We start from the raw sequence: 24,944 nt of genomic DNA on the forward strand, positions 1-24,944 counted from the left end.
CAGAAATTATGATGAAAATTGCAATCAATGTTCCTATTATTGGTAAAGAAGAGATTGCTGTAGTCACATCAATTTTGAAAAATGGAGCCTTAACATCTGCTGCTAATTTAGGTGGAAAACATGTTCAGGAATTTGAAAAATCCGCTGCATCTTTTGTGCAATCAAAATATGCTATTGCAGTAAATTCTGGTACTGCTGCATTACAGGCAGCACTTTATGCATTATATATTAAAAAAGGAGATGAAGTTTTACTTCCTTCATTTACATTTGTAGCAACTGCCAATGCTGTTATTGCAACTGGAGCAAAACCTGTTTTTGTTGATATTTTAAAAGAAAATTATACAATAGATCCTGATGATTTAGAAAAAAAAATTACTAAAAAAACTCGAGCAATAATCCCAGTTCATCTTTATGGAAATGTTGCAATCATTGAAAGACTTTCTGAAATATCTAAAAAATATAATATTCCTATCATCGAAGATTCTGCACAATCTTTAGGCTCTACTTACAAAGGAAAACACACTGGAACTTTCTTTGAAATGGGATGTTATAGCATGTATCCTGCAAAAGTAATGACTGCTGGTGAAGGAGGTTTTATTGTAACCAATGATAAAAATCTCAGAGATAAACTGTTAATGATTAGAAATCATGGAATGGTTCATGGATATGATACTAGAATATTTGGTTTGAATTTACGGTTACCTGAAATCAATGCAGCAATAGCAACTGTACAAATGAAAAAACTTCCTAAATTTTTAAAATCTAGAAAAAATAATGCTCAATATTTATCAAAATTAATGTCTGATCTTAAAATTATACTTCCTACGGAAAGAAAAAATGAAAATGTAAATTGGTATCTTTATACAATTTCAACTGATAAACGTAATAATATTTTGAAAAAATTAAACGATAAAGGAATCGGTGCTGCATCTTATTATCCTACACCTGTTCATAAAACTCCATTTTACAAACTCAAAATGAAACTTCCTGTTACTGATTGGGCAGCTTCACATGTACTGTCTTTACCAATTCATCCAAATGTAACTCAAAAAAATATTGAATTTATTGCTAAAACAATGCGTGAAATATTGTGAATGTGATAGGCGAGGCTATTGGTGAACTTTGTAAAGTCATTTTACCGATTAACGAAGAATTTTACCTTGGAAATTCTGATTCTAAAATAGCAATTTGCACTCTTTCAAGTATAGATTTACTCAAAAATATTGCAAATTCTGAAATTTTAAGCAAAATATCTATTGTGGGACGACTACTTTCTGAAAATAAAGGAATTGATTCAGTAATTAAATATGTAAACAAAAATCATCAAATTGATACAATAATAGTTTGTGGAAAAGAAGTTTGGGGACATAAATCTGGCCATTCTTTATTTCAACTACACAAAAATGGAACTGATCAAAACAACAAAATAATTAATTCTACTAGTCCAGATCCATTTCTTACCGTTTCAAAATCAGAAATAAAATATTTTCAAGATAATGTAAAACTTGTTGATTTGATTAACGAAACTAAATTTGAATTAATTTTTAACAATATCTAGGATTTTTTAATAACCATTTAGTTGTCTTTCACGATTTATTTCATTTTTCTTTTTATATTCATCTAAAATATCCTCTGGTGTAAGTTTGAGTTCTATTGATGCCTGTACCACAAAATGCCAGATATCAATTAATTCCTCTCTTGCTTCCGCTTCGTTAAATTCAACAGGAGTTTTCCACCATTTCCAGTTTGTTGTCCTTTGCAGTTCTACAGCTTCGTGCATTATGGCTGTACATAAAGCAGAAATTCTTCCTTCAGAATCTTTTGGATATCTATCTAATTTCATCATATCTGATAGTCCTTTTTGAAGTTTGAATATTGTCTCTAGTCGATCTTTTTCTTCTGACAATGATAAATTAATTTGAGAAATAATTGAACTTAAGTCTTTTTAGAAACGAATCATTTTTTCATATGTCTTGATGCGTTTTGTAATATCACCGTTTTTAATTTTTAATAATCCATCCAGTCCATATTTTTCAACAGCAAATGATCCTAAAACATTTCCATAAACTACTGCTTTCTTGATATCTGATATTTTTGTAGAATTTTTACTTGCGAGATATCCTATCATTGCACCTGCAAATGAATCACCTGCGCCTGTGGGATCTACAACATCTTCTAAAGAGAATCCTGCAGTTGGAAAAATTACATCGTCATAAAACATCAAAGAACCATGTTCACCTTTCTTAATTATGACATATTTCGCTCCCCATTCCATCATTTTCTTTGCACACTTTATCAAATTGAATTCTTTTGTTAGAAGTTTAGCCTCTTCATCATTAATTACTACAGCATCTACTGCTTTGATCATTTTAATTACTGCATCACGTTTTGTAGAAATCCAAAAGTCTATGGTATCACACATAGAAAATTTTACTTTGTCAAATTCTTTGATAAGATTAGTATTTTGTTCTGGATCATTATTTGCAAGATATACAAATTGAGATTTTTTATATGCTTCAGGTACAGTTGCTTTAAAATCTCCAAGTACATTCAATTCAGTTTTTAATGTTGATCTTGTACTAAGTGTACTATCATATTTTCCATCATAACGAAATGTTTTTCCATTTTCAATAGTCAATCCCTGCAAATCAAGATATTTTGATAAAATTTTATGATATGTTTCAGGAAAATCTTTTCCGACTACTGCAATTAGACCTGTATCAACAAAATTACTTGCAGAGATTGCTGCAAACGTAGCTGCTCCTCCTAAAACATTCTTTAATGTTTTTTTTGGAGTTCTAATTGTATCTAATGCTGTCGATCCAAAAACAGTAAGCATTTAATAGAAAATTAATTTTGATGTATAAATTCCCTTGCTTGTTCTTCTGTAGGATAGTATACAAAAGGAACATCTATTGATGTAACAAGCAAATCATATTTTGTTACACCTGAAATCTTTACTGAATGTGATTCGCCTGAGTTAGCATCTGTATGAAAAGTACCCTTTACAAAACTGCTATCTAATGGTTGTAAAGTAAATGATTGAAGGTTACCTTTTCCAATAATTTCATCATTTGAAATTACAAAAAATTCTGTCTCTCCTGCAGTTAATACCAATAATGAAGGATTCTCAAACCGCAATTCAACATTATAGTTTGAGCCTTTTTCATTCTCATTTAATAATTCACTCTGACTTATGCTTACTCCAATTTGTAAAGCAGATGCATATTGTGAGTATCCAAAAATACTCATGCCTAATACAAACAGAACAACTATGCCTGCTTTTTTAGAAGATTTCATGACTAGTTTTTGAAAATTTACATTTAACCTGAAAGGAAAAAAATCCCAATAAATTGTGTAAAAGTTTTGATCTAATCTTAAAGCTCCTTAGAGCTACCAGAATAAATGAAAAATAAACGATGTAGTCATAGTGGCTAGAATCAAACTCAAACTAGGAGAAAACGAAATTGAAGTCGACTCTAGAGATTTCTATGTTGATAATCAAACATTAGGTGAAATTATTGATAATATTTCTCAGCATTTACCTGAAAATCAAGCTAAAATTGTATATGAAACAGAAACTACATCACCTATTGAGGTAGAGCAGCCAGCTCAGTTCGGTTTGGAATATCTAGATGATGCTGAAGCATATGAGCCTGAATTTAATGAACCAAAGTATATTGCTTCGCATGAAATTAAATCAAAATTAAGAATTTTAGAAACAAGCAATTTTTTTGATTCACCTCGAACAGTTACTGAAACTGTACAACAACTTAGAGAATATGGATGGGCAACTAGCCCATTAGATGTTTCAAAAGCTTTAGCTAAAATGGCTTCAAACAAAGAAATAATGAAAAACTCTGAAGAAAGTCGGACTCACTATTTTGTTCAAGATGCATTAGTTACTAACTAGAGAGATAATTACATTTTTCACACTTTGAAAAAATCTCACCATCTAAATGATCAAAATGTGTATTGCATTGTTTACACGTATGATGCATGTCAAAATATCCATCTTTCTCAATTTTTCCAATTCTGATTGATTCCAGATCTGTACTTTTGCACTTTATACAATGACACCCACATTCAATTTTCATAATTATTCTCAGATAATGTATGTATAGTTGAAATGACTATACAAATCATTGGAAAAGAAAAGGGAGATCCCAATAGAAATTGATGATCATTTTAAGCTTTTTGGAAAGGAACCATGGGAAGTAGATTATGGTGAAAAATGTGCAGTTTGTGATGTTAGAATTGATGAATATGGTTTTTGTTCTTGTGGATCTAGTGGAGATTAAATTTTCTAACAAATGGAACCATTATCATCATTAAAAATCCAATTGCTAATGGTGCAATAATTGGAAATTCAGGTACAACTGTGGTTCCTATTATTGTAACCTCACCTGCAGTTTCTGGTTTCATGTTAATCCATACATGAGTTCCATTGTTGATGTAATCATGAAAGTAAATTTTTTCATCATCAAGAAATACAGCATATGGACCCCACAATAATTCTAGTGGTATTATTGTAGTAACAAATCTATTCTTTTCAGAAACATCAAACGTAATGCTCTTTGATGGTTGATCAAAAACAAATTCATCTATATCTGAATGACTTTTAATTTCTACAAGAAATTCCTTATCTTCCCATTTTATGTTTTGAAAAGTTTTTGGTTCATTGATAGAATATTCTAAAATCATTTGACAACCATGACATGTTATTCCTTTTTTTCCATCAAGAAATACTGGTTTTTCATTTACAAAGATCAAGTCAACCTCTTCAGGTAAAATAAAAGAAGTTGTTTCAAGATATCTAAAACTCCATGTCCACACATTATCTTTTTGTGAAATTGCATGTTCAAGATCATACTCTACTATGGACTTGTTACTAGACGGAAGAATCAACAGCCCTGCATTGTCCCCAATAACTGAGAATTGCTTTTCTTCTCCTTGCTCATCAGCGACTGATAAATTTGAAACTGTTCCATAAATTAACTCAATTTGTTTTGGTATGTTTGCTGGACTGACAACATGTTTTACATGAACATCTCCCGATGAATTTATCGCTATTTCAATAGATTTTTGTGCAGCTTTTTCACCAAATGAAATTTGAGCATCAATTGTAGGAATAATTGAAATTATAAGTAAAACTACTAAAAATCCAAAAATCTTGCTATTCATTTATTCCACAGTAACGTGAATCATTGATGTTTTTTCTAATGGACAATCATTACCATCTCTGTCAAGATTGACAATTTTATCTGCAACATCCATACCTTCTACCACTTCGCCAAATACGGTATATTGTCTATCTAAAAATGGACTATCTGAAGTAACGATAAAAAATTGTGATCCTGCACTATCTGGATCTTGTGATCTAGCCATGGAAACTATGCCTCGTAAATGAGATCTTGAATTGAATTCAGCCTTGAGATTATATCCAGGTCCACCCATTCCCCAAGAACCTTTATTGTCTGTTTTTGTATTAGGATCTCCTCCTTGAATCATAAATCCTGGAATAACTCTGTGGAAAAGAGTTCCGTCATAAAATTGATCTTTAGCTAATTTTTCAAAATTTCTTACAGTTTCTGGAGCTAATTCAGGTAGAAGTTTAAATGAAATCTTTCCTAAATTAGTTTCAATATTTACTGTAGACATTGAGTAAAATCTGCAAATACATCTTAATAGTCTTTTGCGGAAACTGACAGAAATATGTTCATAGATGTTTTAGCAATATTGAAAAATCTATAATGATTTGTACGGTTTTCGTTAAAAAATTTATTTATGTAGACTTTGGTTTTTTTTGATTTGATTAATATTTTATAATTTGAATTTATTAGATGTGACAATTTTAGCATTTCAAAAGTTATAGTCTTATATAGATCAATTAAAATTTAGAATTCGTTGAATCGTACAAACCAAAGCACGATAATTAAAGAAGCGATTAATTCTTATCTTGACAAAGGGGTAACCGACAAGCAGGATATCTACACCAAAGTAGTTGATGAACTTGGGGTTCCAAGACCAACTGTAAGAAGAGTTGCAAGAGATTTAAGAACTGAACTATTGCAAAAAATCCAAATTTTACAGTCAGATATGCCAAAAGCAACTGTCGCTACCACTGAAGAAGACGAATAAATTCAGCTCTTTTTTTCTTTTTAATATATTATTTTATGATTTTTAGCATTACTGTTATAAATAATGAAATTTTAAAATATTCATGGGATATGTTGGTAACCACCTAGCCACATTAGTGACTGGAGTTTTTGCAGCAATATTGACTGGGCTCTGGCCTTACTTTGTAGACTTTGCACCAATACTAAATCTAGTATTCATGATGGCAGTTCCAATTACATGGTTCTTGACATTCACATGTTGGATTTCACAAAAAAGTACAGATTACATGCATAATCACGCATCAACTCATAGTCAAAAAAAAAGCTTGAATAATACACAAACCATTCAAACTACAACATCAGGATCACAGGTAAATCTTTCAGAAATTAAACAAATTCAAAATGAATTATCTTTTGAACTAAATAGTGTAAAAGAAACTGTAAAGCTCAAAGATAGTGAAATTGAAAGATTAAATCAAGAAATTTCTAATCTTGAAACTCTTGTTCAGATAGAATCATTAAAAACTGAATTAGCTAATCTCAAAATGCTAGCATCTGGAAGAAAAACTAAGTAAACTGATCTAATCTTTACAATGACAACAAACTTCACCGTGATTTTCTTTACAGCCTGGACAACTAACTGCACCTCCAAAATGACATTTACAAGAACATAATTCTGTTGGATCTTTTTTCAAATTTATCAATGTTATCTCTAAATGATGTTAATATTTGACTTTTGCATTCCAAATAAATGAATCATTAATTCTTTTCTTAAAAATAACTGATTTTTAAAATAATTATTAGAATTATGATAATTTTACCTACTAGTGGAATTGTTTCTTAATACAATCTCTTTTAAAGATATCATATAACAAAATTAAAAATTTTTCTAAAATTAGAAAAAATTTATTAAATTAAAACATAATAAAACAAAATCTTAGTTAGAAATTATTGTATAAATTATGAAAATTATTCCTTGCTTTCTAAATTTTTAACAATTACAATTATGAATTTATAAAATACAAAAAATTTGCATCAATCAAATGATTATAATGCTGATAAATTTTTTTCAATAACAAATTATGAAACTTGATTTTGTTTAAGGTAAAATTGAGCCTAATTTTGATAAATTTTTAATGCAATTTCCAAAGTTTCATCTACCATTTCTCTTAATCTATTTTTTACATCTTCATCGATTACTGAATTCTCTTTTATAGATTCGGTGGTCAAAAATACGGCTTTTGGATTTGTTATTACTCTGAAATATGACATCAATTGTGTAATTAGTGTCTGAACATTGACAAAACCAATGTTTCCAGCAGCTAAAATTGTAATTCCAGCAACTTTTCCTGGAGTTTTTTTATAATCTATATATTCAAAAAGATTTTTCAATGCAGAACTAAAAAATGAATTGTAAATTGGTGAGCCAATTAACCATACATCTGCATCCATGATGTCATTTGCAGCATTTTTTGTCGTTTCATTGTATTCTATGTCCGGCCCTCTATAGTATTCTATTTGACCATCAGAGAGATTAATTAATTTTGTATCTTGATTTTTTGATTTAGCATACTCAAAAACATATTTCATTATGATCTGTGTATTTGCATTTTTTCTTGGACTGCCAGAAATTACAACAATTTTCATATCTTCAGCCATTTGTCTTTGTATTTAAATTTCCATGAATTATTGAAATTAAACGGGCTTGGAGGGCTTCGATCCCTCGACCTGTAACTTAGGAGGCTACTGCGCTATCCATGTTGCGCGTCAAATTGACTCTGCGCTACAAGCCCAGCAAAAAAAACATTCTTAATTATTTAAGCGTAATCAAGATTATCTTTGATCATGTTTTGAATTTTTTTCCAATTTTTATTTTCTTTGTCATTCCATTTTTCAAAAAATACAACATCTTTCAATTCTAGTCTTGGTAACCAACCTTTAGTTTCAAGATCTGGCTTTTCTGCAAATTCATCAACATATCCTAAACATAAGTATGCAATAGGAATAACATGTTCAGGTAAATCTAAAGTTTCTTTTAACGTGTCATTTGACAGGATACTTACCCATCCTAAACCTATTCCTTCCGTTCTAGCTGATAACCATAAATTTTGAATTGCACAACATACACTATAGAGTCCTGCTTCAGGAATACTTGATCTACCAATTACAAATGGTCCAAATTTTGTAGGATCATATGTGACACATAGATTTACAGGTGATTCTAAAATGCCTTCTAACTTGAATGAAAGATATTTTGATTTTTTTGGTTCTTCAATTAACTGTGATGAACGATTTTTTTCTTCCTCAAAAGATTCTTTTATTTTCTTTTTAGTATCAAGATCTTTGATTAAAATAAAATTCCATGGTTGAGAAAATCCTACCGAAGGTGCATGGTGAGCCGCATTAAGAATTTTTGATAAAATCTCATCTTCTATAGGCTTTGAGGTAAAGTGGGATCTTACATCTCTTCTTGAATAAATTGCCTTGTAGAAGCCTTTCTTTTCTTCATCAGTAAAATTCTCCGTCATCTATTTTGTACCTTCTTTCTTTCTTTTGTTAAACGTTAATAATGTCAATTATTTGATTTATTTTTCAATGGGCCTGTAGTCTAGCTGGTTAGGATACTGCCTCGACATGGCAGTGATCATGAGTTCGAATCTCATTAGGCCCACTTTTTAATTATAACTTGTTTTGAAATCTTTGTCAGCTTCACTCCATGAGGTCTGAGTAGTGATATTTCCTTCAGCTGCAAAACTAGTAATTCTTTCATTAATGACATCTTCATAAATTTCTGAATTAACTTCAGATTTACTTAGAACAAATATATTTTTTAAAGGAATTTCTGCACCTGAATGGAACAAAGCTCTTCCAGGTAATGCAATATCTACTGTAGAATATAATCCAGAACCTAATAATTTACCATCACCGTATAATTGGTAATCGATAAGTGAAACTGTTAATGTTTTATCACTGGGATTTTTAACTAAAAATGTTACTTCAAACTTTGCTTGATTATTTACTGTATTTACTTCTAATAGTTTTACACTTGTTAATTCAATCTCAATTAGATCAAGATCAACATTATCCAGACTGGCATAGAAAACAATTCCTCCCATTAATGCAAAAACTCCTGCAATAGCTAGATACACTGTCATCTTACTTTGAAGTGCCATTTCATTGATTCCAGATTTGTACAACTAAAAAAGGTTGTCAAGATCCAAATACATAATATTTGATTTAAAATATCATAAACCATGACTGCAATAGAACAGGCAATAATCACTTGGATTCATCTTATAGCTGCTTCAATTTGGGTAGGTGGTTCTTTATTTATTGGAATTGTATTTTCTCCACTTTTGAAAACAATGACTAATTCTATTGAAGAACGAATGCAAATAATGATTCGTGTTGGTAAACGGTTTAACAAAGTTGCTGTTCCCTCATTGATAATTTTAATGATTACAGGTTTGTATACTTCACATACATTAATTGGAAAACCTGATCTTCTCATTTCAACAAGCTATGGAACTTTTTTAATTATCAAAATAATTCTCGTTATTGCATTAATTATTACATACGCTGTTCATGTTAGAGTAATTCGTAAAGATGTTGAAGAAAAAATTATGTCAAATCAAATGCCAGAATCTGAAATTCAAAAATTAAGAAAGAAAATTATCATACTTGGAGAGGTAACTGTAGTGTTGTCTGTAGCTATTCTATTTTTTGCTTCATTACTTGATGCTGGCGTATGATATTCCTTCAATAATTACTTCAAAACCATTATTTGTTCTCCCGATACCATATTTACAACCAGTAATTTTAGAAGTGACAAACAAATTTGTCTCTAAATGTTTTGTAATTTCTTTGACAGGTAGAATGGTTTTCCCACTAGCTAAACTTGCAGGAACCACTAACATGTCTGCTAAATTATCATCAATTGAATAATTTTTAATAAAATTGTCTATATCTAAATCAAATTCCCCTGTTTTATTATCGTACAATGCATCAACTCCTATTATAGAATTATCATCAATACTGTAAATTAGTAGAGATGCACCTGAATCTAATGCTTCTTCAGATTTAATTTCTACATTAACATCATAGTCTGAATCAGTTAATTGTTTTACAATTTCATTTACTTTGTTTTCAATTTTATTATTTGCAAATTTTGAAAATGAACAAATTAATCTTACTTTATTTGTTTTTCGTTTTGAAAATAATATTGATTTTATACTGGATGGGTTAACTTGTAATTTTATTTCACCACCACCTTTAGGATAATAACCTCGTTTGAATAATTCAAGTGAAAAATTTATCCCCATTCTTGAATATGCCTCTTGTAATACATGCTTAGTATAATCAATAGTCGGACTCCAAAGAACATCTGTCCCACCTTTAATTCTTAAATTAAATTGTTTTTTAGACATTGCAACAACTGGAATCAATACTTGTAGAATTAATGGAATACTTCCAGCAGTACCTACATCTTCAACTAAATCTAGATTTTCAATATTATCTGGAATAAATTTTATTTCGGTGGATCCAATCTCTGCTCCGATAACTTTAGCGTTTGCAATTTTCTGAAGAATTTTGATTGCTGTAAGATGCTGTGGTCTTAATCCAGATATTTTTCTATTTTTTCTAATATTTTCTAAATGGATTGGTTGTTTTGTAATACATGAAAGTGCAATTGCTGAACGAATAATTTGTCCTCCACCCTCACCGTGACCTCCATTAATTTTTAGAAAATCCATAATTTTTTCTATTAACTACTCTTTATGATAGTTTTTTAAAAAGAAATTTCCTATAGTTTGTATGAATGGTTTGTTGATAGGACGATTCCAACCTTTTCATTTGGGTCATCTTGAAGCATTACAATTCGCATTATCTAAAGTTGATAAATTGTGGGTAGGTTTAGGCAGCTCTAACAAGCCTGTAGAAAAAAATAATCCATTTACAGCCGAACAACGAAAAGAAATGATTCTATCATCTATTGATGATTCAATGAAAGAAAAAATTTCAATTTATTTTATTCCTGATTTAGATAATCACATTAAATGGATGGAAAAAATAGATACCATTGTACCTAAATTTGATATAATTTTTTCAAATGATGATTTGACAAAACATCTGTATTCAAAAAGAAACATCCAAGTTCTTACTATTCCATTTCTCAATAGAGAATCATTATCTGGAACCAATATTCGCGATCTAATAACTCACGATCAGAAATGGGATGATCTCGTACCTGAGGGCACTAGAAATTTTTTAGAAAGGACTAGTGCCAAAGATCATTTAAAAAATCTCTAATTATAAATAAACCCCAAACACACTCTTGATAGATAACATATGGAATACCTTTCAATGCTTCCTGGTCCAACAAATGTACCTAATAGAGTAATGAGGGCAATGCTGGCACCAATCATCAATCACCGAAGTGATGACTTTGTGGAATTATACACTGATGTAGTTGATAAAACTCAGCAAGTATTTGAAACGAAAAATGATATTGTAGCATTATCTGCATCTGGAACAGGTGCAGTTGAAGCAGGTGTTGTAAATTTAGTCAAAAAAGGTGACAAAATCATTATTCCTGTAAATGGAGAATTTAGTAGACGATTATCACAATTAATTGAAGGTCAAGGAGGTAATGTTGTAAAACTTGAAACTCCACCTGGAGAAAATGCAACTTTTGATCAAGTTAAAGAAGCATTTGATAATAACAAAGATGTTAAAGCATTCTATGTTGTTCACAATGAAACCTCAACAGGAACAATGGTAAATTATCTTGATAGAATATCTGACTTGACTTCAAGAAATGATGCATTCTATGTTGTAGATTCTGTTTCATTACTTGGTGGTGCTCCACTTCCAGTTGATAAATGGAATATTGATGTATGCATGACTGGTGCACAAAAAGCAATAGCTGCTCCTCCAGGAATTTCACCAATATCTGTTAGTGCTAAAGCAAAAAAATACATGATTGAAAATCCACCATCTACAATGTATTTCAATTTAGCAAGATATTTCAAATTTTATGATGGAGAAAAACATACTCCATTCACACCTGCATTGCCGTTACTTTATGCATATAGAGAAGCACTATCTATTATCTTAGAAGAAGGATTGCAAAATGTCTTTAAACGTCATAAAGTTTGTTCAGATGCATTATACACTGGATTAAGTGCAATGGGTCTTTCTCCATTTGCAAAAGAAGAAGATCGTTCAATCTCAATTATAGCATTAAATTATTTGGATGGACTTGAAGACAAAACTTTTAGAAATACACTAGCTGATAAATTCAAAGTTTTAGTTGCTGGTGGATTTGGTGATCTTAAAGGCAAAGTATTCAGAGTTGGATGTATGGGAGAAGTTAGTCCTTATCATGTAATGAGAACCATTTCTGCGATTTCATCTACATTAGCAATGATGGGATATGACGTTGATGCTCAAGCAGGACTCAAAACTGCAGAAGAAAAACTAAAAGCTCTCTAAACCCTGTTAACTTAATATAAGGAAATTCGAAACCGAACACATTGACTTTCAATAAAGGCTCTTTAATTCTAGTTGATTATACTGCAAAGGTAAAAGACACTGAAGAAGTTTTTGATACAACAATTGAAGAGGATGCAAAAAAGCATTCTATTCATGAACAAAATTTCAAGTATCAACCAAAACTAGTTTCTATTGGTGAAGTTTCTTATCCTGTTCTAAAAGGACTTGATGAAGCACTTGCAAAAACAACTGTTGGTGATAAACTCACAATTGAAGTAACTCCAGACAAAGGATTTGGTGAAAGAGATGCTGGTAAAGTTAGAATGATTCCTATTAGAAAATTAGGAGAAGATGCAGAGAAAGTTACAGTAGGTGATTCAATTGAAGTTGATAATAAAAGAGGAATTATTCGTTATATCGGTTCTGGTAGAGTTCAAGTAGATTACAATCACAGATATGCTGGAAAAACAATTCTATTTGACGTCAATGTCATTAAATCACTAGATACTCCAAATGATAAAATCGACAGTATTCTCAAAAACAGATTGCCTGTAGAAGACACAAAAATTGCATTTGATTTGAAAGATAAAGAAGTTAACATTACAATTCCTGAGGAAATTTTGCGTGCTGATGGATTGCAAATTATGAAGCACTTTATTCAACTTGATGTTTTCAAATTTGTTCCAACTTTAGAAAAAGTAAGTTTTGTTGAAACACATGTGAACAAACAAGCTCAGGAAAAAAAGCCTGAAATAAAAGCAAAAGCTCCTGAACAAAAAACTGTTTAAATTACTTTAGTAGTCTTTGCAAGATTTCTAGCTTTTCTTTCTGTCATGTCAATCTCTTTTAGAATTGTATATCTTTCTGGTCGTAAATCTTGCGCAATCATTAATGCATCAATTACTTGTTCATCACTCAAACCAATTTGTTTTGCAGTAGTTGGAGCTCCCACATCTTTCAACGTCTTTACAATTTCTTTCCAGTTTTGTCCTTGAAGTTTTGTAATCATAATTGCACCTAATCCACATTTTTCACCGTGTAATCCTTTGCCTGGCGCAATTTTATCTAGTGCATGTGAAAAAAGATGTTCCGCTCCTGAACATGGCCTACTACTTCCAGCAATACATGATGCGACTCCTGCGCTAATCAGAGCTTCAACTATTACTCTAGCATCTAGACCTTTTTTGGCATATTGACTAGATTTTTCCATAACTATTTCTGCACTCATTATTGCTAAATTAGCTGAATATCTTCCGTAATATTCACCTGTTTTATCTCGTCCTAATTTCCAATCTTTAACAGCACTGATATTTGCTACCAAATCTCCACACCCACTTGCAAGTAATCTTGATGGTGCTTTTTTGATGATGTCAATATCTACAAAAACACCTAAAGGTGCAGTAGCAACAATAGAATGAGGTTTATCACTTTTTATTGAAACAAATGGACTAGCTATTCCATCATGTGAAGCTGCCGTAGGTACGCTAACAAATGGAATATCTAAATTAAAAGCAACCATTTTTGCTGTATCTACAGAGCGGCCGCCGCCTATTCCTGCAATTATATCGCTGTAATCTTTTTTTACATCAATTTGGATATTTTTTAGGTTGCTAAACTGATTATCTTTTGATGTATGCCAAACAAATTTAATTTTTTTACTTTTTAATGATTTTTCAATTTTTTGTTTAAGAATTTTTTTTACATGAATTCCTGAAATTAATGACACTTTCTTAGGTTTAGTTAAACTTTGAAGAAATTCTGCAAAATCATTGATATTTTTCTCCCCTATCTCTATGAGCCTAGGTAACTCCATTCTATGTGATTCCATGCGATCATGATTTTTTATCATTATTTATGATTTCAAGGGATCAAAAAGTTATTTAAAAGGGGGAGATTCCCTTTACTTTATCTTAATAGGTGTATTTTGTCAAATAACGTTGAAGAAAAAATTCTGCATGGGACTACCACAGTAGGTATCAAGGCTAAAGACGGTGTTGTATTATGCGCCGATATGAGAGCCAGCGCAGGCTATTTTATAGCAAATAACAATACCATGAAAATTCAACAAATTGATTTACACGCAGGACTAACTTTAGCAGGTGGTGTTGCAGATGCACAAAATATCGTTGATATCTTACGTTACCATTCTAACCTTCATAGAGTTGAAAAACAGAGTTCAATCTCAATTCATTCACTTGCCAGGCTTTGTTCATTGATATTTCATCAAAACAGAGGTTATCCATTCATGGCTGATATCTTACTTGGTGGATATGATGTAAATGGTCCTTCATTATTTAATGTAGATATGTTTGGTTCAGTTGAAGAGAAATCATATGTAACAACTGGTAGCGGTTCTCCAGTAGCTTATGGTTTACTTGAAGAAGAATATAGAGAAGATCTTACAATTGAAGAAGCGAAACAAGTAGCTCTAAGAGCTGTTAAAGCCGCAATAACTAGAAACATTGGTACTGGCGATGGAATTAACATCGCAGTTATGGACAAAGACGGTTTCCGTCTATTAACCGATGAGCAAAAGAAAGCCGTCATCGAACTTTAGTGATTTAATGCAAAGAAAATATCAAGAAAAAGAATTAGCTCCTAGTAGCCAGAATATAATGGCCACCATACTGCAAAGTATACCTAAGGAGGCAAGTGTAACAAAAATAGAATATGAAGGACCAAGAATTGCTCTTTATACAAATTCTCCACGTTACTTGATGGAAAATAATGATACGATTTCTAATCTTGTAAATATAATTAAAAAAAGAATTGTTGTTAGAACCGATGAATCAATTAGAAAACCTGAAGCTGAAGCGAGGAAAATTTTGGCAGATTGTGTTCCAAAAGAAGCTAATCTTCAAGGAACTATTTTTGATACAGCTACAGGTGAAGTATCAGTTGAAGCAAAAAGACCTTGGTTGTTACAAAGAAACGCAAAAGAATTCAATCATGCTGAAGTAACTGAGATGATAGGTTGGAGATTACGAATTAGAAAAGCTACAACTATTCCTTCACGAACAATTCAAACAATCAATGCAACTCTAAAACAAGCATCTGTTGAAAGAAGTAAACAGCTAAAACAAGTAGGAGATGAAATTTTCAGACCTCGTTTATCTCAAAGAACCGAAGTATCTCTTCATACTCTTGGTGGATTTGGACAAGTAGGAAGATCTTCAATGCTACTATCTACTCCTGAAAGTAAGATTCTAGTTGATTGTGGAATTAATCCTGGTGCACGTTCTCCAATGGATGCATTTCCAAGATTAGATTCTCTAGACATAACTCTAGATGAACTAGATGCTATAGTTATTGGACATGCACACTTGGATCATACTGGATTTTTGCCAGCACTATGCAAATATGGCTATAAAGGCCCAATCTATTGTACTGAACCTACATTACCAATGATGAATCTAATTCAATTAGATGCAATCAAGGTAGCTGCAGCTCAGGGTAGAACTCCAATTTATGCTGAACGAGATGTAAAACAGGTCATGAGACAAACAATTACTTTACCATATGGAACTGTAACTGATATTTCTCCTGACATTAAACTAGTTCTTGCAAATGCAGGTCATATTCTAGGTTCTGCTTTATGTCATTTTCATATTGGAAATGGTGATCATAATTTTGTTTATTCAGGTGATATTAAATTTGGAAAAAGTATTTTATTTGAAGCTGCAAGTTGGAATTTCCCAAGAGTTGAAACTCTATTGATTGAAAGTACCTATGGTCTTAAAGAAGACATTCAACCAACCAGACAACAAGTAGAATCTTCTTTTATCAATGCTGTAAATAATACACTAGCAGATGGTGGCAAAGTTTTGATTCCTATACCAGCAGTTGGACGTGCACAAGAAATTATGATGGTAATTGATCACTATATGAAATCAGGAGAAATGGTTGAAGCACCAGTATTTACAGAAGGAATGATTTCAGAAGCATCAGCAATTCATGAATCTTATCCTGAATATCTTGCAAGAGAACTTAAACAAAAAATATTAGAAACTGATGATAACCCATTTGATTCTGAATACTTTACTAATATTGAACATGCAGATGCTAGAGAAGAACCTATGAGGGATAATTCACCATGTATTATTTTGGCAACATCTGGAATGTTAGAAGGTGGACCAGTTTTAGAATATTTCAAAAATATTGCACCTGATAAAAAGAACAAAGTACTGTTTGTTTCATATCAAGTAAACGGAACTTTGGGAAGAAGGGTTCTTGATGGTTCTAAACAAGCAACTATGTTAGGCAAAGAAGGAAAAGTTGAAGTTGTTTCAATTAACTGTGGTGTTGAAAAACTAGATGGTTTTAGTGGACACAGTGATTATAACCAATTAATGTCATTTGTACAAAGATTAAGACCAAAACTTCGTCGTGTATTAGTTAATCACGGAGAACGTTCTAAATCAGAAAACCTTGCAATGAATATTAGACGAATGTACAAACTTCCTGCACATTATCCACAAGTTCAAGAAGCAATAAAATTATTTTAGATCATATTCTGGTTTCCAGATTTTTATGCTGGACGGAGCAATTATGATTCTCTCTTCTCCTAATCTTGCAATTTCAGCATCTTCGGCTTTTGCAATAGAATACAATTCTTCAACCACTTTACGAAGTTGTTCCACATCTTTTTGTGCTAATGGAGTAACTCTTAGAATCAAAATCATATTTTTTTTGATATCCTCTTTGATAGAGTGAACATCACTGATGTCTCTAATTGTTATTGCCTTTAGATATGTGGAATTTTCTTGTTTTTGCATCCTTGTTGAAAATGAGACCTACTTATTCAAAAACTCTTCCTTAGTTTTAACTAATTTTTAAAAAATTTCACGCCTACATTCTAAATTTAAGATAAGATTGTTCTTCTGCACATTCTGAACTAATTTCATCAGTTGAATCTCCATTTTTAATAGAAACAATACTATGTTCAGTTTTTGGTGCATCTGAATATCTTAGAGTCACAGCTGATGCAAATTCTACATGTAACTTTGCATTTTTACCCCGTAAGATTGAAACTGGTCCTACGTAATCTTTAGCTTCAAGTAAGATATCATCAGGTAGTGCTAATGCTTTAATCATTTCATTTTCATCTTTATTTCTCCCAACAACAAATTTTGTTTCTTCATCTAACCTAAAGTGTCTTCCAATTTTTAACAAATCAATCTCGTTAATTGTTGGAGTTTCTATATGATCAAACAAATCTTTAGCCTTAATTCCAAATTGTGGTTCTGTTAACAAACAACCCCCGCCTGCATTTGGTGGATTTTCAATTCCATATTCTTTAGCCATTCGCATTTGAATTTTTCTTTGTCTTCCTTTAATCATTCCAAGATTTTCTCTTTTGATCAAACCATCTTTTTCAGCATCTGTTGGTGGCAATAATCCGGCAGATAATGGTCTTACAATTTTTCCTTTCAAATTAGATTCATTTTCAATAATATGTAATGATGGTGCATGTTGGCTCATTGGACGTTGCCCTAACACTTCACCTGAAATAATAAATTCTGCGCCAATTTCTTCCATATGTTTTTTTGCTGCATCAAACATCATTGTTCTACAATCAACACATGGATTAAATCCAGCACCAATTCCATGCTTTGGATGTTTTAGCATTTCAATATACTCATCACCAAGATAAACTGTCTTTAAATTCACATTAAGATCATCTGCCCTTTCCCTAATTTCAAAACCACACCCTCTCCCACAATCAAAATCACAAAATGGAGTTTTAATTGCAACAGCTGATACTTCAAAACCCTGTTCTTGCATCATTCTAACTGCAAGCTGGCTATCTAATCCTCCAGATAGTAGTGCAACCACTTTCTTCTTTTCTTTTTCTTCAGCCATTGCGATCTGGCCTAATTTTCCATATACAAACTTTACATCATACATAAATTGAGAATTAGAGATATCTCGGTATGAAGCAACGCAGAAAGAATCTTTTGAAAAATGCCCAACAGATTGATTGCGATACTCTGGTTACATTTGAGCCTGAAAATTTGTTTTACATGACTGGGTTTTGGGGTGAGGCAATTGGATTACTTGAAAAAAATGGAAAAACCACAATAATTGCACCCGAACTTGAAGTTGGTAGAGCAAAAGAAGAATCTGTTGATTGCAATGTAATTACTGCAGAACGAGGAGAAGGCCTTGTTACTTCAGTTATTAAAAAAATTAAGAAAAATCTAGTTTGTACTGATTGCCAAAATTACTCAGTAATGATGTCATTAAAAAAATCAATTCCAAAAATTAAATCATCAACTGAACCATTTTACAATGCTAGAATCATAAAAGATGAAAAAGAAATCAAAATTCTCAAGAAAGCTTCAAAAATCATTGATGAAATGTTCCAAATTTGTACTAAGGAAATGAAAATTGGTCAAAAAGAAACTGAATTACAAACGATCTTGATGACATATGCAATGGAGCAAGAAATGTTTGATACTGGATACAAATCTACACTCAACCCATTAATTATTGCTGGAGGTCCAAATGGTGCCTTACCTCATGCTCAAGTTACAAATAGGAAATTCAAAAAAGGAGATCTAGTAGTAACTGATCTTACGTTAAGATACAAAGGATATGTTTCTGATGCAACTAGGACATTTGCACTAGGAAAAATTTCATCACAAGCAAATGAAGCATATGAAGTTGTTAAAGAATCTCAAAGACTTGGTCTAAAATCTGTTAAACCAAATGTTGATTGTAAAGATGTTGACTATGCATGTAGAAAATATATCGACGATCAAAATTATGGTAAATACTTTATTCATTCAACAGGTCATGGAATTGGATTAGAAGTTCATGAATTGCCTACTGTTTCTTATCGAAGTAATACAAAATTAAAAGAAAATATGGCAATCACTGTAGAACCTGGAATCTATATTGAAAATAAATTTGGAATTAGAATAGAGGACTCGTTAATTGTAAAAGATAGACCAATTGTAATGCACAAATTTACTAAAGATTTAGTAACACTTTGAATCTAGTCATAATAGTTTACTAGATCAATAATGTATTTTGCTTCTGGATTATTTGACGTAATTTTCTTAGAGGCTGTATTTACATTCCAATCATAATTCATTTCACCCTTATGTGATTTAAAATTAAAAACAATTTGATATTCTTCAGAATTTAAATTTATGACATTTAGATCAACGGTAGTTTCTTTATGATCAAAAATTTTTTCTTGAGGATATTCTTCACTTATTTTATTCTCTAATGCTTCCTTTACAGTTAATCCTGAATCATTTGGACCATCGTATTTCATTAAAATATCTACAACTTGTTGATCCTCATCATTTAATTCTGGAAAACTTTTTTCTAGTGTTCCTTTGGTATATTCAGGAATTACAAATACCACTAACATTGCGATCAAAGCAAGGTAAATTGGAGCTCTTTTTTTAAGAAATGACTTAAAATCATTCTTTTTTGGCTTATCTTCCTTTTTCTTATTTTCTTTACCCATGCCTCTTTAATCTAGTTTTTAGCACTTAGAATTAAAACTTGCCAAGGAAATAAAATATCTCCATTTTTCTTAGTATATTGCAATGTTTTATCTTTGACTGACTGTTTCAGTTCTTTTCTTTTCGAATAATCTAATTTGTTTATTTTTTCTTTTAGTGGTTTTGCAATGTATTTTAGATAATTTCCCCAGTAATCTTCAAATTTTCCTGGACTGTAATGAAACACATAGTCTTTTACAATAATTTTTGAAAATCCTGCTTCACTCACTTCAGATCTTAATGTAGATTTTGTTCCAAATCTATCAAGATTAGGAGAATCTGGTGGAACATAATCTGGAATATACTTGGTAACTGCATCGATAATATTGCTAAAAAATGGAACTCTATCTTTACTTCCATGAACAGAAATTCCAATTTTTCCAGATTTTTTGAGGCTATTTTTCATATTTTTCAATGCTTTTTGAGCATTAGGAAAGAAAAACAATGCATATTGACAAGTGATAACATCAAATTTTTTTGAAAAATTAAATTTTTCTGCATCAGTATTTACAAAATTCACATTTAATTTTCTACCATTCCATTTTTTAGCAATTTTAATTGCAGCACTTGAAGTGTCTAATCCTACCACATATCCTGATTTACCAATCTTTTTTTGAATTTCATTTGTAACTACTCCAGTACCACATGCAACATCCAATACTGAATCCCCTTTGCTGATATTTACTAATTCTACTAATTTTTTTGTACTTTGAAATGGCCCTTTATTTACACTAGCCCATCTCTTATGATATCTTGGAGCAACTTCATTCCAAATCTTCATATTTCGTTGCTTGTATTCTGAATGAATAATTTTCATCTAATACTGACAATCTTCTTTGATCTATTTTATGTAATCTCTTCTAAATCTGATTTTAATGCTCTACCAGTTTCATGATAGTATCTGTGTTCTTTCTCTTTTAATTTCTCTTTTAATTTTTTATTACTTGATTTTGATAATTTTATTTTAGTTTCTTTATATTCAGCAATTAGTCTTCTAAGTTCAGATTTTTTCATTTAATTTTTACTTCAATTTGTTTTCTGATAAGTTTAGCAATTTTTTCTTTATTCATCCATTCTGAAATAATATTTTTTTTAGAATCTACTATGATTATTTGATTATTTTGAGGGTTTTTCTTATATCTAATTGAACCAATATCATTTGCTATAATAATATCTGCCGATGATTCTTTTAATTTTTTTTTAGCTGATTTGATTAATTGATTTTTTGTTAAATTTGTTTCAGCTTTAAATCCCACAAGCAATACATTTTTTTGATATTTCCTAATCTGATCTATGATTTTTGGAGCTTTTTTGAGGCTAATATTTATTCTTGATTTTGAACTTTTTATTTTGTTTTTACTTTGAATTGTAGGAATGTAATCTGCAACAGCTGCTGCCATAATTACAATGTCAAATTTTTTCTTTAATTCTGATTTTACAGCTGAATGCATTTCTTTACTGGATATGACATTGATAATTTTTGCGCCTTTTGGTGGTTTTTCTTTTCCTGGCCCATAAACAAATGTCACTTTAGCTCCTGCAGAAACCAATTCTGATGCCAAACATACTCCTGTTTTTCCGCTACTTTGATTTGTAATCGCACGTACAGGATCTATTTGTTCAATGGTTGGCCCTGCAGTAATCAGTATTTTTTTGTTTTTTAATACTGATGAGAATCCAAATTTTTTTAATACATTTTCTAAAACATCCTCAGGTTCTGGAGATTTTGCTTTTCCTTCTATTAGTTTAGGAGAAAGAAATTCAATTTTATTTTTTAAAAATTTAATATTTTTTTGAACTGCAGAATTCTCATACATTGATGCATGCATTGCAAGACACATTAAGATTGGAATTTTTGATCCAAATCCTACGGTGAGTACCGTTGATACTGGAGTATCATCGATTCCGTTAGCTAACTTTCCTAATGTATTTGCTGTTGCAGGATATACTATTACTAGATCAGATTGATTATAGTCTGCTAATCTAATATGTTCTAATTCACCTGTAAGTTTTGTAATCACTTCATTACCTGTAGCCCATTTGAAATATTCTGGTTGAATTAATTTTGTAACTGCATTACTGGTAACACATGTTACATTTGCCCCATGTCTCATTAGTAATCTTGCAAGTTCAATTGCTTTGTATGCTGCTACACTGCCTGCTACACATAACACAATTTTTTTCCCTGATAATTCCATCCCGTGTGAACTGACTATGTCTAAAGATGGATGGTCTTTTCTTTTTAGTTTCTTTTTAACTACCAAGTTCTTCACGTAATTTTTTTAATTCTTCTTCATTCATTGAAAATGAGTTTTCTTTAGTAGGAAATGATCCAGATTCTACATCTGATCTATATTCTTCGAGTGCTTTTACAATATCTTCAGATAAATTCATGTATCTTTTGGCAAATTTTGGTTTAATTTTTTCATACATACCTAACAAATCTTGAACAACTAACACTTGCCCATCACAATTCACTCCAGAACCTATGCCTATGGTAGGAATGATAATTGATTCAGAAATGATCTGAGCAACCTCATGACTTACCATTTCTAATGCAATACTGAAAACTCCTGCATCTTCTAGTTCCTTTGCATCTTCAATTAACTTCATGGCTGAATTTTTTGTTTTACCTTGAACCTTGTATCCTTCTGAAAGCATTGTGGTTTGTGGTTGGAGTCCAATATGCCCCATTACAGGAATTCCTACATCTACTATTGCACTAATTGTTTCAGCCATAATTGAACCACCCTCAAGTTTTACTGCGTCTGCACCAGCTTTGATTAATCTGCCCGAATTACTTATGGCATCTTCAATACTTGCTTGATATGACATGAAAGGTAAATCTGCTACTAGTAGAGAATTTTTTCTTGCTCTACTAACGGCTTCAGTAAACATACACATTTGATCCATTGTAACAGGAATTGTGTTTTCATATCCCAACATCACCATTCCAGCACTATCTCCAACTAACAATACGTCAATTCCTGCTTTATCACATAATGATGCTAGAGTATAATCATAACTTGTAATTACTGAAATTTTCTTTTTCTCTTTTTTCATGTTAATAATATCTTGAACAGTTTTATGCAATTTTGGCTCTCCTTGTTAAATTATTTTTAATTTGAATTATACTTTCTCTTAGATTTTCCTTGTTATCAAAATCATTAATTATTTTTTGAAGACTTTTTTGATTTTTTTTTGATAGTTTTTTTGATTCATTGATTAATACATCAATTGCCCGTGTTACATTATCTACAATTGTAATATTTGCTGTTTGTGATGTTCTGGAGAGTGGGTTTAGATCAAATGTTATGACTATTTTTCCAGCCTTTCTAAGTGCCATGGTTCTGTCTCCATCTTCTAAAGGAACTACAACGACATCTGCTACAAAAATTCCATCTTTATCCACAATCCTTCTTGCAGAATCAATTCCTAGTAATTTTTTAGATGAACTTGTTTTAGAACCTAAAATTTCGTTTGCACCATTTTTTTTCAAAGTCTTAATAATTGACTGCTTCCTTTTTTCATTCGTATAAAATAGATTTACTTCGAGTTTTGCTTTGATTTGTTTTGATAGATTTACAATTTGTTTTGGACATAGTGCAGCTATGTTACCATTAACTGATATGACGGGCGTTTCTGCTATGAGCAATTGTGCTGCAGCAGCCCTTATGGCTTTTAATGAAGCCTTGCCCGTTTTTTCTCCTAAAAGATAATCAAATGCTTCGCCTCTACCTTGAGCTAAAAGACCTTCTTTTGCAACTAATCCATTATCAAATCCTTTGACAAGCTTCTCACGAATCAAAAGAGATTTAGATCTAGGATGAGATTTAGGAATCAATGACATGTTTTTAATTAATTGTTTAAAATTCTAGCCCCACCATCATCTAATTCTGATTTTATTAAAATCCCATCAGAGTATTTTTGTAAAATTTCTAAAACTTTAGATTCATCTTTTTGAGGAATCATTGAAAAAATTGTTTCGCCAAAAAGAGCAATTCCACATTTAATGTCATTATTAGATAATTCTTCAACTATTTTTTGCATTCTAGGTGTCATGACATCTACATATTTTGCAAATTCTAATGACATATCTTGAAAATGATCATAATCTTTTGATTCTAATAATTGGTTTACCATTTTTCCACCTAATCCATTAATCTGAGATAAACGTTCTTTGATGAATGTATTTGTAGAAATTGGAGAAAAACAAATCATAATAATTGAAATTTTATCTATGGGTATTTTTTCAACATGTCCAATTCCTGGTGCACCCGGTTTAACTCTAATTTCAAATCCGCCATGATATGATGCTAAGACATCTCCTAATCCTGTTTTACAATTGACTTCTGCATTATGTGCAATTTGTCCAATCATTGTTTTCTCTAAGTTAGTTTCAAGTGCTTGATTTAATGCAAACGATAATGATAATGCAACTGCACCACTAGAACCTAAACCATAGCCAACTGGAACTGATATGTTGTGTTCTATATCAAAAAACTTGTCTGAAAATTTTCCTAGTTTTAAAAATTCATTTAATACGTATTGTGAAACATCTGTTTTATCTGATTGATATCCATGTGTTGTGATTTTAAAATTTGATTTTTGATTATTTTTTGTCTGAATTTTTACCCTAGTTGTAACCCCCTGATTAATTGAAAAACCTGCTCCCATTGAGCCTAAATTCTCTAAATTATTTTCATTACTTTCTAAGTGGGCTTTAAAAAAACCTGTAATGTGTGCTGGACAAAATGCTGTGGCCTCCATTGATCTGAGTTTAAACTTAACACAAAATATAAGAATATGG

General features: G+C 31.1%; 33 protein-coding genes and 2 tRNA genes. 14 read left to right on the top strand and 21 right to left on the bottom strand.

The window, feature by feature from the left end; all coding sequences use genetic code 11:
• Positions 1-11 precede the first annotated feature (11 nt).
• Together ACW9XH_RS03330 and ACW9XH_RS03335 are read left to right on the top strand one after the other, a co-directional pair.
• Positions 12-1,094: a DegT/DnrJ/EryC1/StrS family aminotransferase gene (locus ACW9XH_RS03330; protein WP_457759309.1), complete on the top strand. Its 1,083-nt coding sequence runs from the start codon at positions 12-14 to the stop codon at positions 1,092-1,094.
• On the top strand, positions 1,091-1,558 hold the full coding sequence (locus ACW9XH_RS03335) for a tetrahydromethanopterin S-methyltransferase subunit A (RefSeq protein ID WP_457759223.1): 468 nt from the start codon (positions 1,091-1,093) through the stop codon (positions 1,556-1,558). Before ACW9XH_RS03330 ends, ACW9XH_RS03335 begins: the two co-directional genes overlap by 4 nt.
• 6 nt (positions 1,559-1,564) lie before the next feature.
• On the opposite strand, the gene ACW9XH_RS03340 is transcribed toward ACW9XH_RS03335, so the two are convergent.
• The 3 genes from ACW9XH_RS03340 to ACW9XH_RS03350 are packed head-to-tail and all read right to left on the bottom strand — an operon-like array spanning position 1,565 to position 3,300.
• Positions 1,565-1,906 carry a dUTPase gene (locus ACW9XH_RS03340; protein WP_457759224.1) on the bottom strand — a complete coding sequence of 114 codons (342 nt, stop codon included), beginning with the start codon at positions 1,904-1,906 and terminating at the stop codon, positions 1,565-1,567.
• Between the two features lie 39 nt (positions 1,907-1,945).
• Positions 1,946-2,839, bottom strand: a complete 894-nt coding sequence (locus tag ACW9XH_RS03345) for a PfkB family carbohydrate kinase (RefSeq protein ID WP_457759225.1) — start codon at positions 2,837-2,839, stop codon at positions 1,946-1,948.
• A gap of 11 nt (positions 2,840-2,850) precedes the next feature.
• The gene (locus ACW9XH_RS03350; RefSeq protein WP_457759226.1) at positions 2,851-3,300 is read right to left on the bottom strand and encodes a hypothetical protein; all 450 of its coding nucleotides are present in this window, start codon (positions 3,298-3,300) and stop codon (positions 2,851-2,853) included.
• A gap of 130 nt (positions 3,301-3,430) precedes the next feature.
• On the opposite strand from ACW9XH_RS03350, the gene ACW9XH_RS03355 reads away from it, so the two are divergent.
• Together ACW9XH_RS03355 and ACW9XH_RS03360 are read left to right on the top strand one after the other, a co-directional pair.
• Positions 3,431-3,913 (top strand): hypothetical protein, encoded by a 483-nt coding sequence (locus ACW9XH_RS03355; protein ID WP_457759227.1) that lies wholly within the window; start codon positions 3,431-3,433, stop codon positions 3,911-3,913.
• 232 nt (positions 3,914-4,145) lie between these two features.
• Positions 4,146-4,301 (top strand): hypothetical protein, encoded by a 156-nt coding sequence (locus ACW9XH_RS03360; protein WP_457759228.1) that lies wholly within the window; start codon positions 4,146-4,148, stop codon positions 4,299-4,301.
• Here ACW9XH_RS03360 and ACW9XH_RS03365 read toward each other — a convergent pair.
• Positions 4,288-5,184 carry a hypothetical protein gene (locus ACW9XH_RS03365; RefSeq protein ID WP_457759229.1) on the bottom strand — a complete coding sequence of 299 codons (897 nt, stop codon included), beginning with the start codon at positions 5,182-5,184 and terminating at the stop codon, positions 4,288-4,290. The two genes, ACW9XH_RS03360 and ACW9XH_RS03365, sit on opposite strands and share 14 nt — an antisense overlap.
• A complete protein-coding gene (locus tag ACW9XH_RS03370) occupies positions 5,185-5,661 on the bottom strand; it encodes a peptidylprolyl isomerase (RefSeq protein ID WP_457759230.1) in 477 nt (158 codons plus the stop codon).
• A gap of 246 nt (positions 5,662-5,907) precedes the next feature.
• Between ACW9XH_RS03370 and ACW9XH_RS03375 the strand changes: the two genes are divergently transcribed.
• Positions 5,908-6,141 (top strand): hypothetical protein, encoded by a 234-nt coding sequence (locus ACW9XH_RS03375; protein WP_179360780.1) that lies wholly within the window; start codon positions 5,908-5,910, stop codon positions 6,139-6,141.
• Between the two features lie 82 nt (positions 6,142-6,223).
• Positions 6,224-6,694 carry a hypothetical protein gene (locus ACW9XH_RS03380; RefSeq protein WP_457759231.1) on the top strand — a complete coding sequence of 157 codons (471 nt, stop codon included), beginning with the start codon at positions 6,224-6,226 and terminating at the stop codon, positions 6,692-6,694.
• Positions 6,695-6,700: 6 nt separating this feature from the next.
• Here the strand turns inward: ACW9XH_RS03380 and ACW9XH_RS03385 are convergent, their stop codons facing one another.
• The 4 genes from ACW9XH_RS03385 to bluB form a co-directional block, all read right to left on the bottom strand.
• The gene (locus tag ACW9XH_RS03385) at positions 6,701-6,823 is read right to left on the bottom strand and encodes a hypothetical protein (protein ID WP_457759232.1); all 123 of its coding nucleotides are present in this window, start codon (positions 6,821-6,823) and stop codon (positions 6,701-6,703) included.
• A gap of 412 nt (positions 6,824-7,235) precedes the next feature.
• A complete protein-coding gene (locus tag ACW9XH_RS03390) occupies positions 7,236-7,766 on the bottom strand; it encodes an NADPH-dependent FMN reductase (protein WP_457759233.1) in 531 nt (176 codons plus the stop codon).
• Between the two features lie 53 nt (positions 7,767-7,819).
• Positions 7,820-7,912, bottom strand: a tRNA-Arg gene (locus ACW9XH_RS03395).
• A 24-nt stretch (positions 7,913-7,936) separates the two neighbouring features.
• Positions 7,937-8,647 carry a 5,6-dimethylbenzimidazole synthase gene (gene bluB / locus ACW9XH_RS03400; protein WP_457759234.1) on the bottom strand — a complete coding sequence of 237 codons (711 nt, stop codon included), beginning with the start codon at positions 8,645-8,647 and terminating at the stop codon, positions 7,937-7,939.
• Between the two features lie 69 nt (positions 8,648-8,716).
• Here bluB and ACW9XH_RS03405 point away from each other — a divergent pair.
• Positions 8,717-8,790, top strand: a tRNA-Val gene (locus tag ACW9XH_RS03405).
• Positions 8,791-8,794: 4 nt separating this feature from the next.
• On the opposite strand, the gene ACW9XH_RS03410 is transcribed toward ACW9XH_RS03405, so the two are convergent.
• The gene (locus ACW9XH_RS03410; protein ID WP_457759235.1) at positions 8,795-9,292 is read right to left on the bottom strand and encodes a hypothetical protein; all 498 of its coding nucleotides are present in this window, start codon (positions 9,290-9,292) and stop codon (positions 8,795-8,797) included.
• An 81-nt stretch (positions 9,293-9,373) separates the two neighbouring features.
• Here ACW9XH_RS03410 and ACW9XH_RS03415 point away from each other — a divergent pair, with 81 nt between their 5' ends.
• The gene (locus tag ACW9XH_RS03415) at positions 9,374-9,871 is read left to right on the top strand and encodes a CopD family protein (RefSeq protein ID WP_457759236.1); all 498 of its coding nucleotides are present in this window, start codon (positions 9,374-9,376) and stop codon (positions 9,869-9,871) included.
• On the opposite strand, the gene rtcA is transcribed toward ACW9XH_RS03415, so the two are convergent.
• The gene (gene rtcA, locus ACW9XH_RS03420; RefSeq protein ID WP_457759237.1) at positions 9,851-10,873 is read right to left on the bottom strand and encodes an RNA 3'-terminal phosphate cyclase; all 1,023 of its coding nucleotides are present in this window, start codon (positions 10,871-10,873) and stop codon (positions 9,851-9,853) included. The two genes, ACW9XH_RS03415 and rtcA, sit on opposite strands and share 21 nt — an antisense overlap.
• A 61-nt stretch (positions 10,874-10,934) precedes the next feature.
• Between rtcA and ACW9XH_RS03425 the strand changes: the two genes are divergently transcribed.
• The 3 genes from ACW9XH_RS03425 to ACW9XH_RS03435 are packed head-to-tail and all read left to right on the top strand — an operon-like array spanning position 10,935 to position 13,402.
• Positions 10,935-11,429, top strand: a complete 495-nt coding sequence (locus ACW9XH_RS03425) for a nicotinamide-nucleotide adenylyltransferase (protein ID WP_457759238.1) — start codon at positions 10,935-10,937, stop codon at positions 11,427-11,429.
• A gap of 39 nt (positions 11,430-11,468) precedes the next feature.
• Positions 11,469-12,614, top strand: coding sequence for a pyridoxal-phosphate-dependent aminotransferase family protein (locus ACW9XH_RS03430; RefSeq protein ID WP_457759239.1), 1,146 nt, complete (start codon positions 11,469-11,471; stop codon positions 12,612-12,614).
• A gap of 41 nt (positions 12,615-12,655) precedes the next feature.
• Positions 12,656-13,402 (top strand): FKBP-type peptidyl-prolyl cis-trans isomerase, encoded by a 747-nt coding sequence (locus ACW9XH_RS03435; protein WP_457759240.1) that lies wholly within the window; start codon positions 12,656-12,658, stop codon positions 13,400-13,402.
• Here the strand turns inward: ACW9XH_RS03435 and ACW9XH_RS03440 are convergent.
• Positions 13,399-14,463 (bottom strand): sn-glycerol-1-phosphate dehydrogenase, encoded by a 1,065-nt coding sequence (locus tag ACW9XH_RS03440; protein ID WP_457759241.1) that lies wholly within the window; start codon positions 14,461-14,463, stop codon positions 13,399-13,401. The two genes, ACW9XH_RS03435 and ACW9XH_RS03440, sit on opposite strands and share 4 nt — an antisense overlap.
• A gap of 75 nt (positions 14,464-14,538) precedes the next feature.
• Here ACW9XH_RS03440 and psmB point away from each other — a divergent pair, with 75 nt between their 5' ends.
• Positions 14,539-15,171: an archaeal proteasome endopeptidase complex subunit beta gene (psmB, locus tag ACW9XH_RS03445; protein ID WP_457759242.1), complete on the top strand. Its 633-nt coding sequence runs from the start codon at positions 14,539-14,541 to the stop codon at positions 15,169-15,171.
• A gap of 7 nt (positions 15,172-15,178) precedes the next feature.
• Positions 15,179-17,119 carry a beta-CASP ribonuclease aCPSF1 gene (locus ACW9XH_RS03450; RefSeq protein WP_457759243.1) on the top strand — a complete coding sequence of 647 codons (1,941 nt, stop codon included), beginning with the start codon at positions 15,179-15,181 and terminating at the stop codon, positions 17,117-17,119.
• Here the strand turns inward: ACW9XH_RS03450 and sepF are convergent.
• Both sepF and ACW9XH_RS03460 read right to left on the bottom strand, forming a co-directional pair.
• Positions 17,111-17,389 (bottom strand): cell division protein SepF, encoded by a 279-nt coding sequence (gene sepF / locus ACW9XH_RS03455; protein ID WP_179362651.1) that lies wholly within the window; start codon positions 17,387-17,389, stop codon positions 17,111-17,113. The two genes, ACW9XH_RS03450 and sepF, sit on opposite strands and share 9 nt — an antisense overlap.
• Before the next feature lie 73 nt (positions 17,390-17,462).
• Positions 17,463-18,476 carry a tRNA (5-methylaminomethyl-2-thiouridylate)-methyltransferase gene (locus tag ACW9XH_RS03460; protein WP_457759244.1) on the bottom strand — a complete coding sequence of 338 codons (1,014 nt, stop codon included), beginning with the start codon at positions 18,474-18,476 and terminating at the stop codon, positions 17,463-17,465.
• A 71-nt stretch (positions 18,477-18,547) separates the two neighbouring features.
• On the opposite strand from ACW9XH_RS03460, the gene ACW9XH_RS03465 reads away from it, so the two are divergent.
• The gene (locus ACW9XH_RS03465; protein WP_457759245.1) at positions 18,548-19,612 is read left to right on the top strand and encodes a M24 family metallopeptidase; all 1,065 of its coding nucleotides are present in this window, start codon (positions 18,548-18,550) and stop codon (positions 19,610-19,612) included.
• 2 nt (positions 19,613-19,614) lie between these two features.
• Here the strand turns inward: ACW9XH_RS03465 and ACW9XH_RS03470 are convergent, their stop codons facing one another.
• Genes ACW9XH_RS03470 through ACW9XH_RS03500 form a run of 7 tightly spaced genes read right to left on the bottom strand, consistent with a single transcriptional unit; the run spans position 19,615 to position 24,904 of the window.
• Positions 19,615-20,097: a hypothetical protein gene (locus tag ACW9XH_RS03470; RefSeq protein WP_457759246.1), complete on the bottom strand. Its 483-nt coding sequence runs from the start codon at positions 20,095-20,097 to the stop codon at positions 19,615-19,617.
• Positions 20,098-20,108: 11 nt separating this feature from the next.
• Positions 20,109-20,951 carry a class I SAM-dependent methyltransferase gene (locus ACW9XH_RS03475; RefSeq protein WP_457759247.1) on the bottom strand — a complete coding sequence of 281 codons (843 nt, stop codon included), beginning with the start codon at positions 20,949-20,951 and terminating at the stop codon, positions 20,109-20,111.
• Between the two features lie 29 nt (positions 20,952-20,980).
• A complete protein-coding gene (locus ACW9XH_RS03480) occupies positions 20,981-21,148 on the bottom strand; it encodes a hypothetical protein (protein ID WP_457759248.1) in 168 nt (55 codons plus the stop codon).
• Positions 21,145-22,398: a bifunctional phosphopantothenoylcysteine decarboxylase/phosphopantothenate--cysteine ligase CoaBC gene (coaBC, locus tag ACW9XH_RS03485; protein WP_457759249.1), complete on the bottom strand. Its 1,254-nt coding sequence runs from the start codon at positions 22,396-22,398 to the stop codon at positions 21,145-21,147. The genes ACW9XH_RS03480 and coaBC overlap by 4 nt, the downstream gene beginning before the upstream one ends.
• Entirely contained in the window at positions 22,388-23,227 is an 840-nt protein-coding gene (gene panB / locus ACW9XH_RS03490) for a 3-methyl-2-oxobutanoate hydroxymethyltransferase (protein WP_457759250.1), read from the bottom strand. Before panB ends, coaBC begins: the two co-directional genes overlap by 11 nt.
• A complete protein-coding gene (locus ACW9XH_RS03495; protein WP_457759251.1) occupies positions 23,220-23,984 on the bottom strand; it encodes a 4-phosphopantoate--beta-alanine ligase in 765 nt (254 codons plus the stop codon). The genes panB and ACW9XH_RS03495 overlap by 8 nt, the downstream gene beginning before the upstream one ends.
• 8 nt (positions 23,985-23,992) lie before the next feature.
• Positions 23,993-24,904: a pantoate kinase gene (locus ACW9XH_RS03500; protein ID WP_457759252.1), complete on the bottom strand. Its 912-nt coding sequence runs from the start codon at positions 24,902-24,904 to the stop codon at positions 23,993-23,995.
• Between the last annotated feature and the right edge of the window lie 40 nt (positions 24,905-24,944).

It is taken from the genome of Candidatus Nitrosopumilus sp. bin_32a, assembly GCF_054095935.1.

What these genes read in the sequence shown, in the direction of transcription:
- ACW9XH_RS03430 (WP_457759239.1), top strand. Translation starts at nt 11,469, where the DNA reads ATGGAATACCTTTCAATGCTTCCTGGTCCAACAAATGTACCTAATAGA.
- ACW9XH_RS03460 (WP_457759244.1), bottom strand. Translation starts at nt 18,476, where the DNA reads ATGGCTGAAGAAAAAGAAAAGAAGAAAGTGGTTGCACTACTATCTGGA.
- ACW9XH_RS03365 (WP_457759229.1), bottom strand. Translation starts at nt 5,184, where the DNA reads ATGAATAGCAAGATTTTTGGATTTTTAGTAGTTTTACTTATAATTTCA.
- sepF (WP_179362651.1), bottom strand. Translation starts at nt 17,389, where the DNA reads ATGCAAAAACAAGAAAATTCCACATATCTAAAGGCAATAACAATTAGA.
- ACW9XH_RS03470 (WP_457759246.1), bottom strand. Translation starts at nt 20,097, where the DNA reads ATGGGTAAAGAAAATAAGAAAAAGGAAGATAAGCCAAAAAAGAATGAT.
- ACW9XH_RS03330 (WP_457759309.1), top strand. Translation starts at nt 12, where the DNA reads ATGAAAATTGCAATCAATGTTCCTATTATTGGTAAAGAAGAGATTGCT.
- ACW9XH_RS03390 (WP_457759233.1), bottom strand. Translation starts at nt 7,766, where the DNA reads ATGAAAATTGTTGTAATTTCTGGCAGTCCAAGAAAAAATGCAAATACA.
- bluB (WP_457759234.1), bottom strand. Translation starts at nt 8,647, where the DNA reads ATGACGGAGAATTTTACTGATGAAGAAAAGAAAGGCTTCTACAAGGCA.
- ACW9XH_RS03475 (WP_457759247.1), bottom strand. Translation starts at nt 20,951, where the DNA reads ATGAAAATTATTCATTCAGAATACAAGCAACGAAATATGAAGATTTGG.
- ACW9XH_RS03440 (WP_457759241.1), bottom strand. Translation starts at nt 14,463, where the DNA reads ATGATAAAAAATCATGATCGCATGGAATCACATAGAATGGAGTTACCT.
- ACW9XH_RS03465 (WP_457759245.1), top strand. Translation starts at nt 18,548, where the DNA reads ATGAAGCAACGCAGAAAGAATCTTTTGAAAAATGCCCAACAGATTGAT.
- ACW9XH_RS03415 (WP_457759236.1), top strand. Translation starts at nt 9,374, where the DNA reads ATGACTGCAATAGAACAGGCAATAATCACTTGGATTCATCTTATAGCT.
- ACW9XH_RS03350 (WP_457759226.1), bottom strand. Translation starts at nt 3,300, where the DNA reads ATGAAATCTTCTAAAAAAGCAGGCATAGTTGTTCTGTTTGTATTAGGC.
- ACW9XH_RS03380 (WP_457759231.1), top strand. Translation starts at nt 6,224, where the DNA reads ATGGGATATGTTGGTAACCACCTAGCCACATTAGTGACTGGAGTTTTT.
- ACW9XH_RS03480 (WP_457759248.1), bottom strand. Translation starts at nt 21,148, where the DNA reads ATGAAAAAATCTGAACTTAGAAGACTAATTGCTGAATATAAAGAAACT.
- ACW9XH_RS03450 (WP_457759243.1), top strand. Translation starts at nt 15,179, where the DNA reads ATGCAAAGAAAATATCAAGAAAAAGAATTAGCTCCTAGTAGCCAGAAT.
- ACW9XH_RS03370 (WP_457759230.1), bottom strand. Translation starts at nt 5,661, where the DNA reads ATGTCTACAGTAAATATTGAAACTAATTTAGGAAAGATTTCATTTAAA.
- ACW9XH_RS03410 (WP_457759235.1), bottom strand. Translation starts at nt 9,292, where the DNA reads ATGGCACTTCAAAGTAAGATGACAGTGTATCTAGCTATTGCAGGAGTT.
- ACW9XH_RS03495 (WP_457759251.1), bottom strand. Translation starts at nt 23,984, where the DNA reads ATGTCATTGATTCCTAAATCTCATCCTAGATCTAAATCTCTTTTGATT.
- ACW9XH_RS03425 (WP_457759238.1), top strand. Translation starts at nt 10,935, where the DNA reads ATGAATGGTTTGTTGATAGGACGATTCCAACCTTTTCATTTGGGTCAT.
- rtcA (WP_457759237.1), bottom strand. Translation starts at nt 10,873, where the DNA reads ATGGATTTTCTAAAAATTAATGGAGGTCACGGTGAGGGTGGAGGACAA.
- ACW9XH_RS03345 (WP_457759225.1), bottom strand. Translation starts at nt 2,839, where the DNA reads ATGCTTACTGTTTTTGGATCGACAGCATTAGATACAATTAGAACTCCA.
- ACW9XH_RS03500 (WP_457759252.1), bottom strand. Translation starts at nt 24,904, where the DNA reads ATGGAGGCCACAGCATTTTGTCCAGCACACATTACAGGTTTTTTTAAA.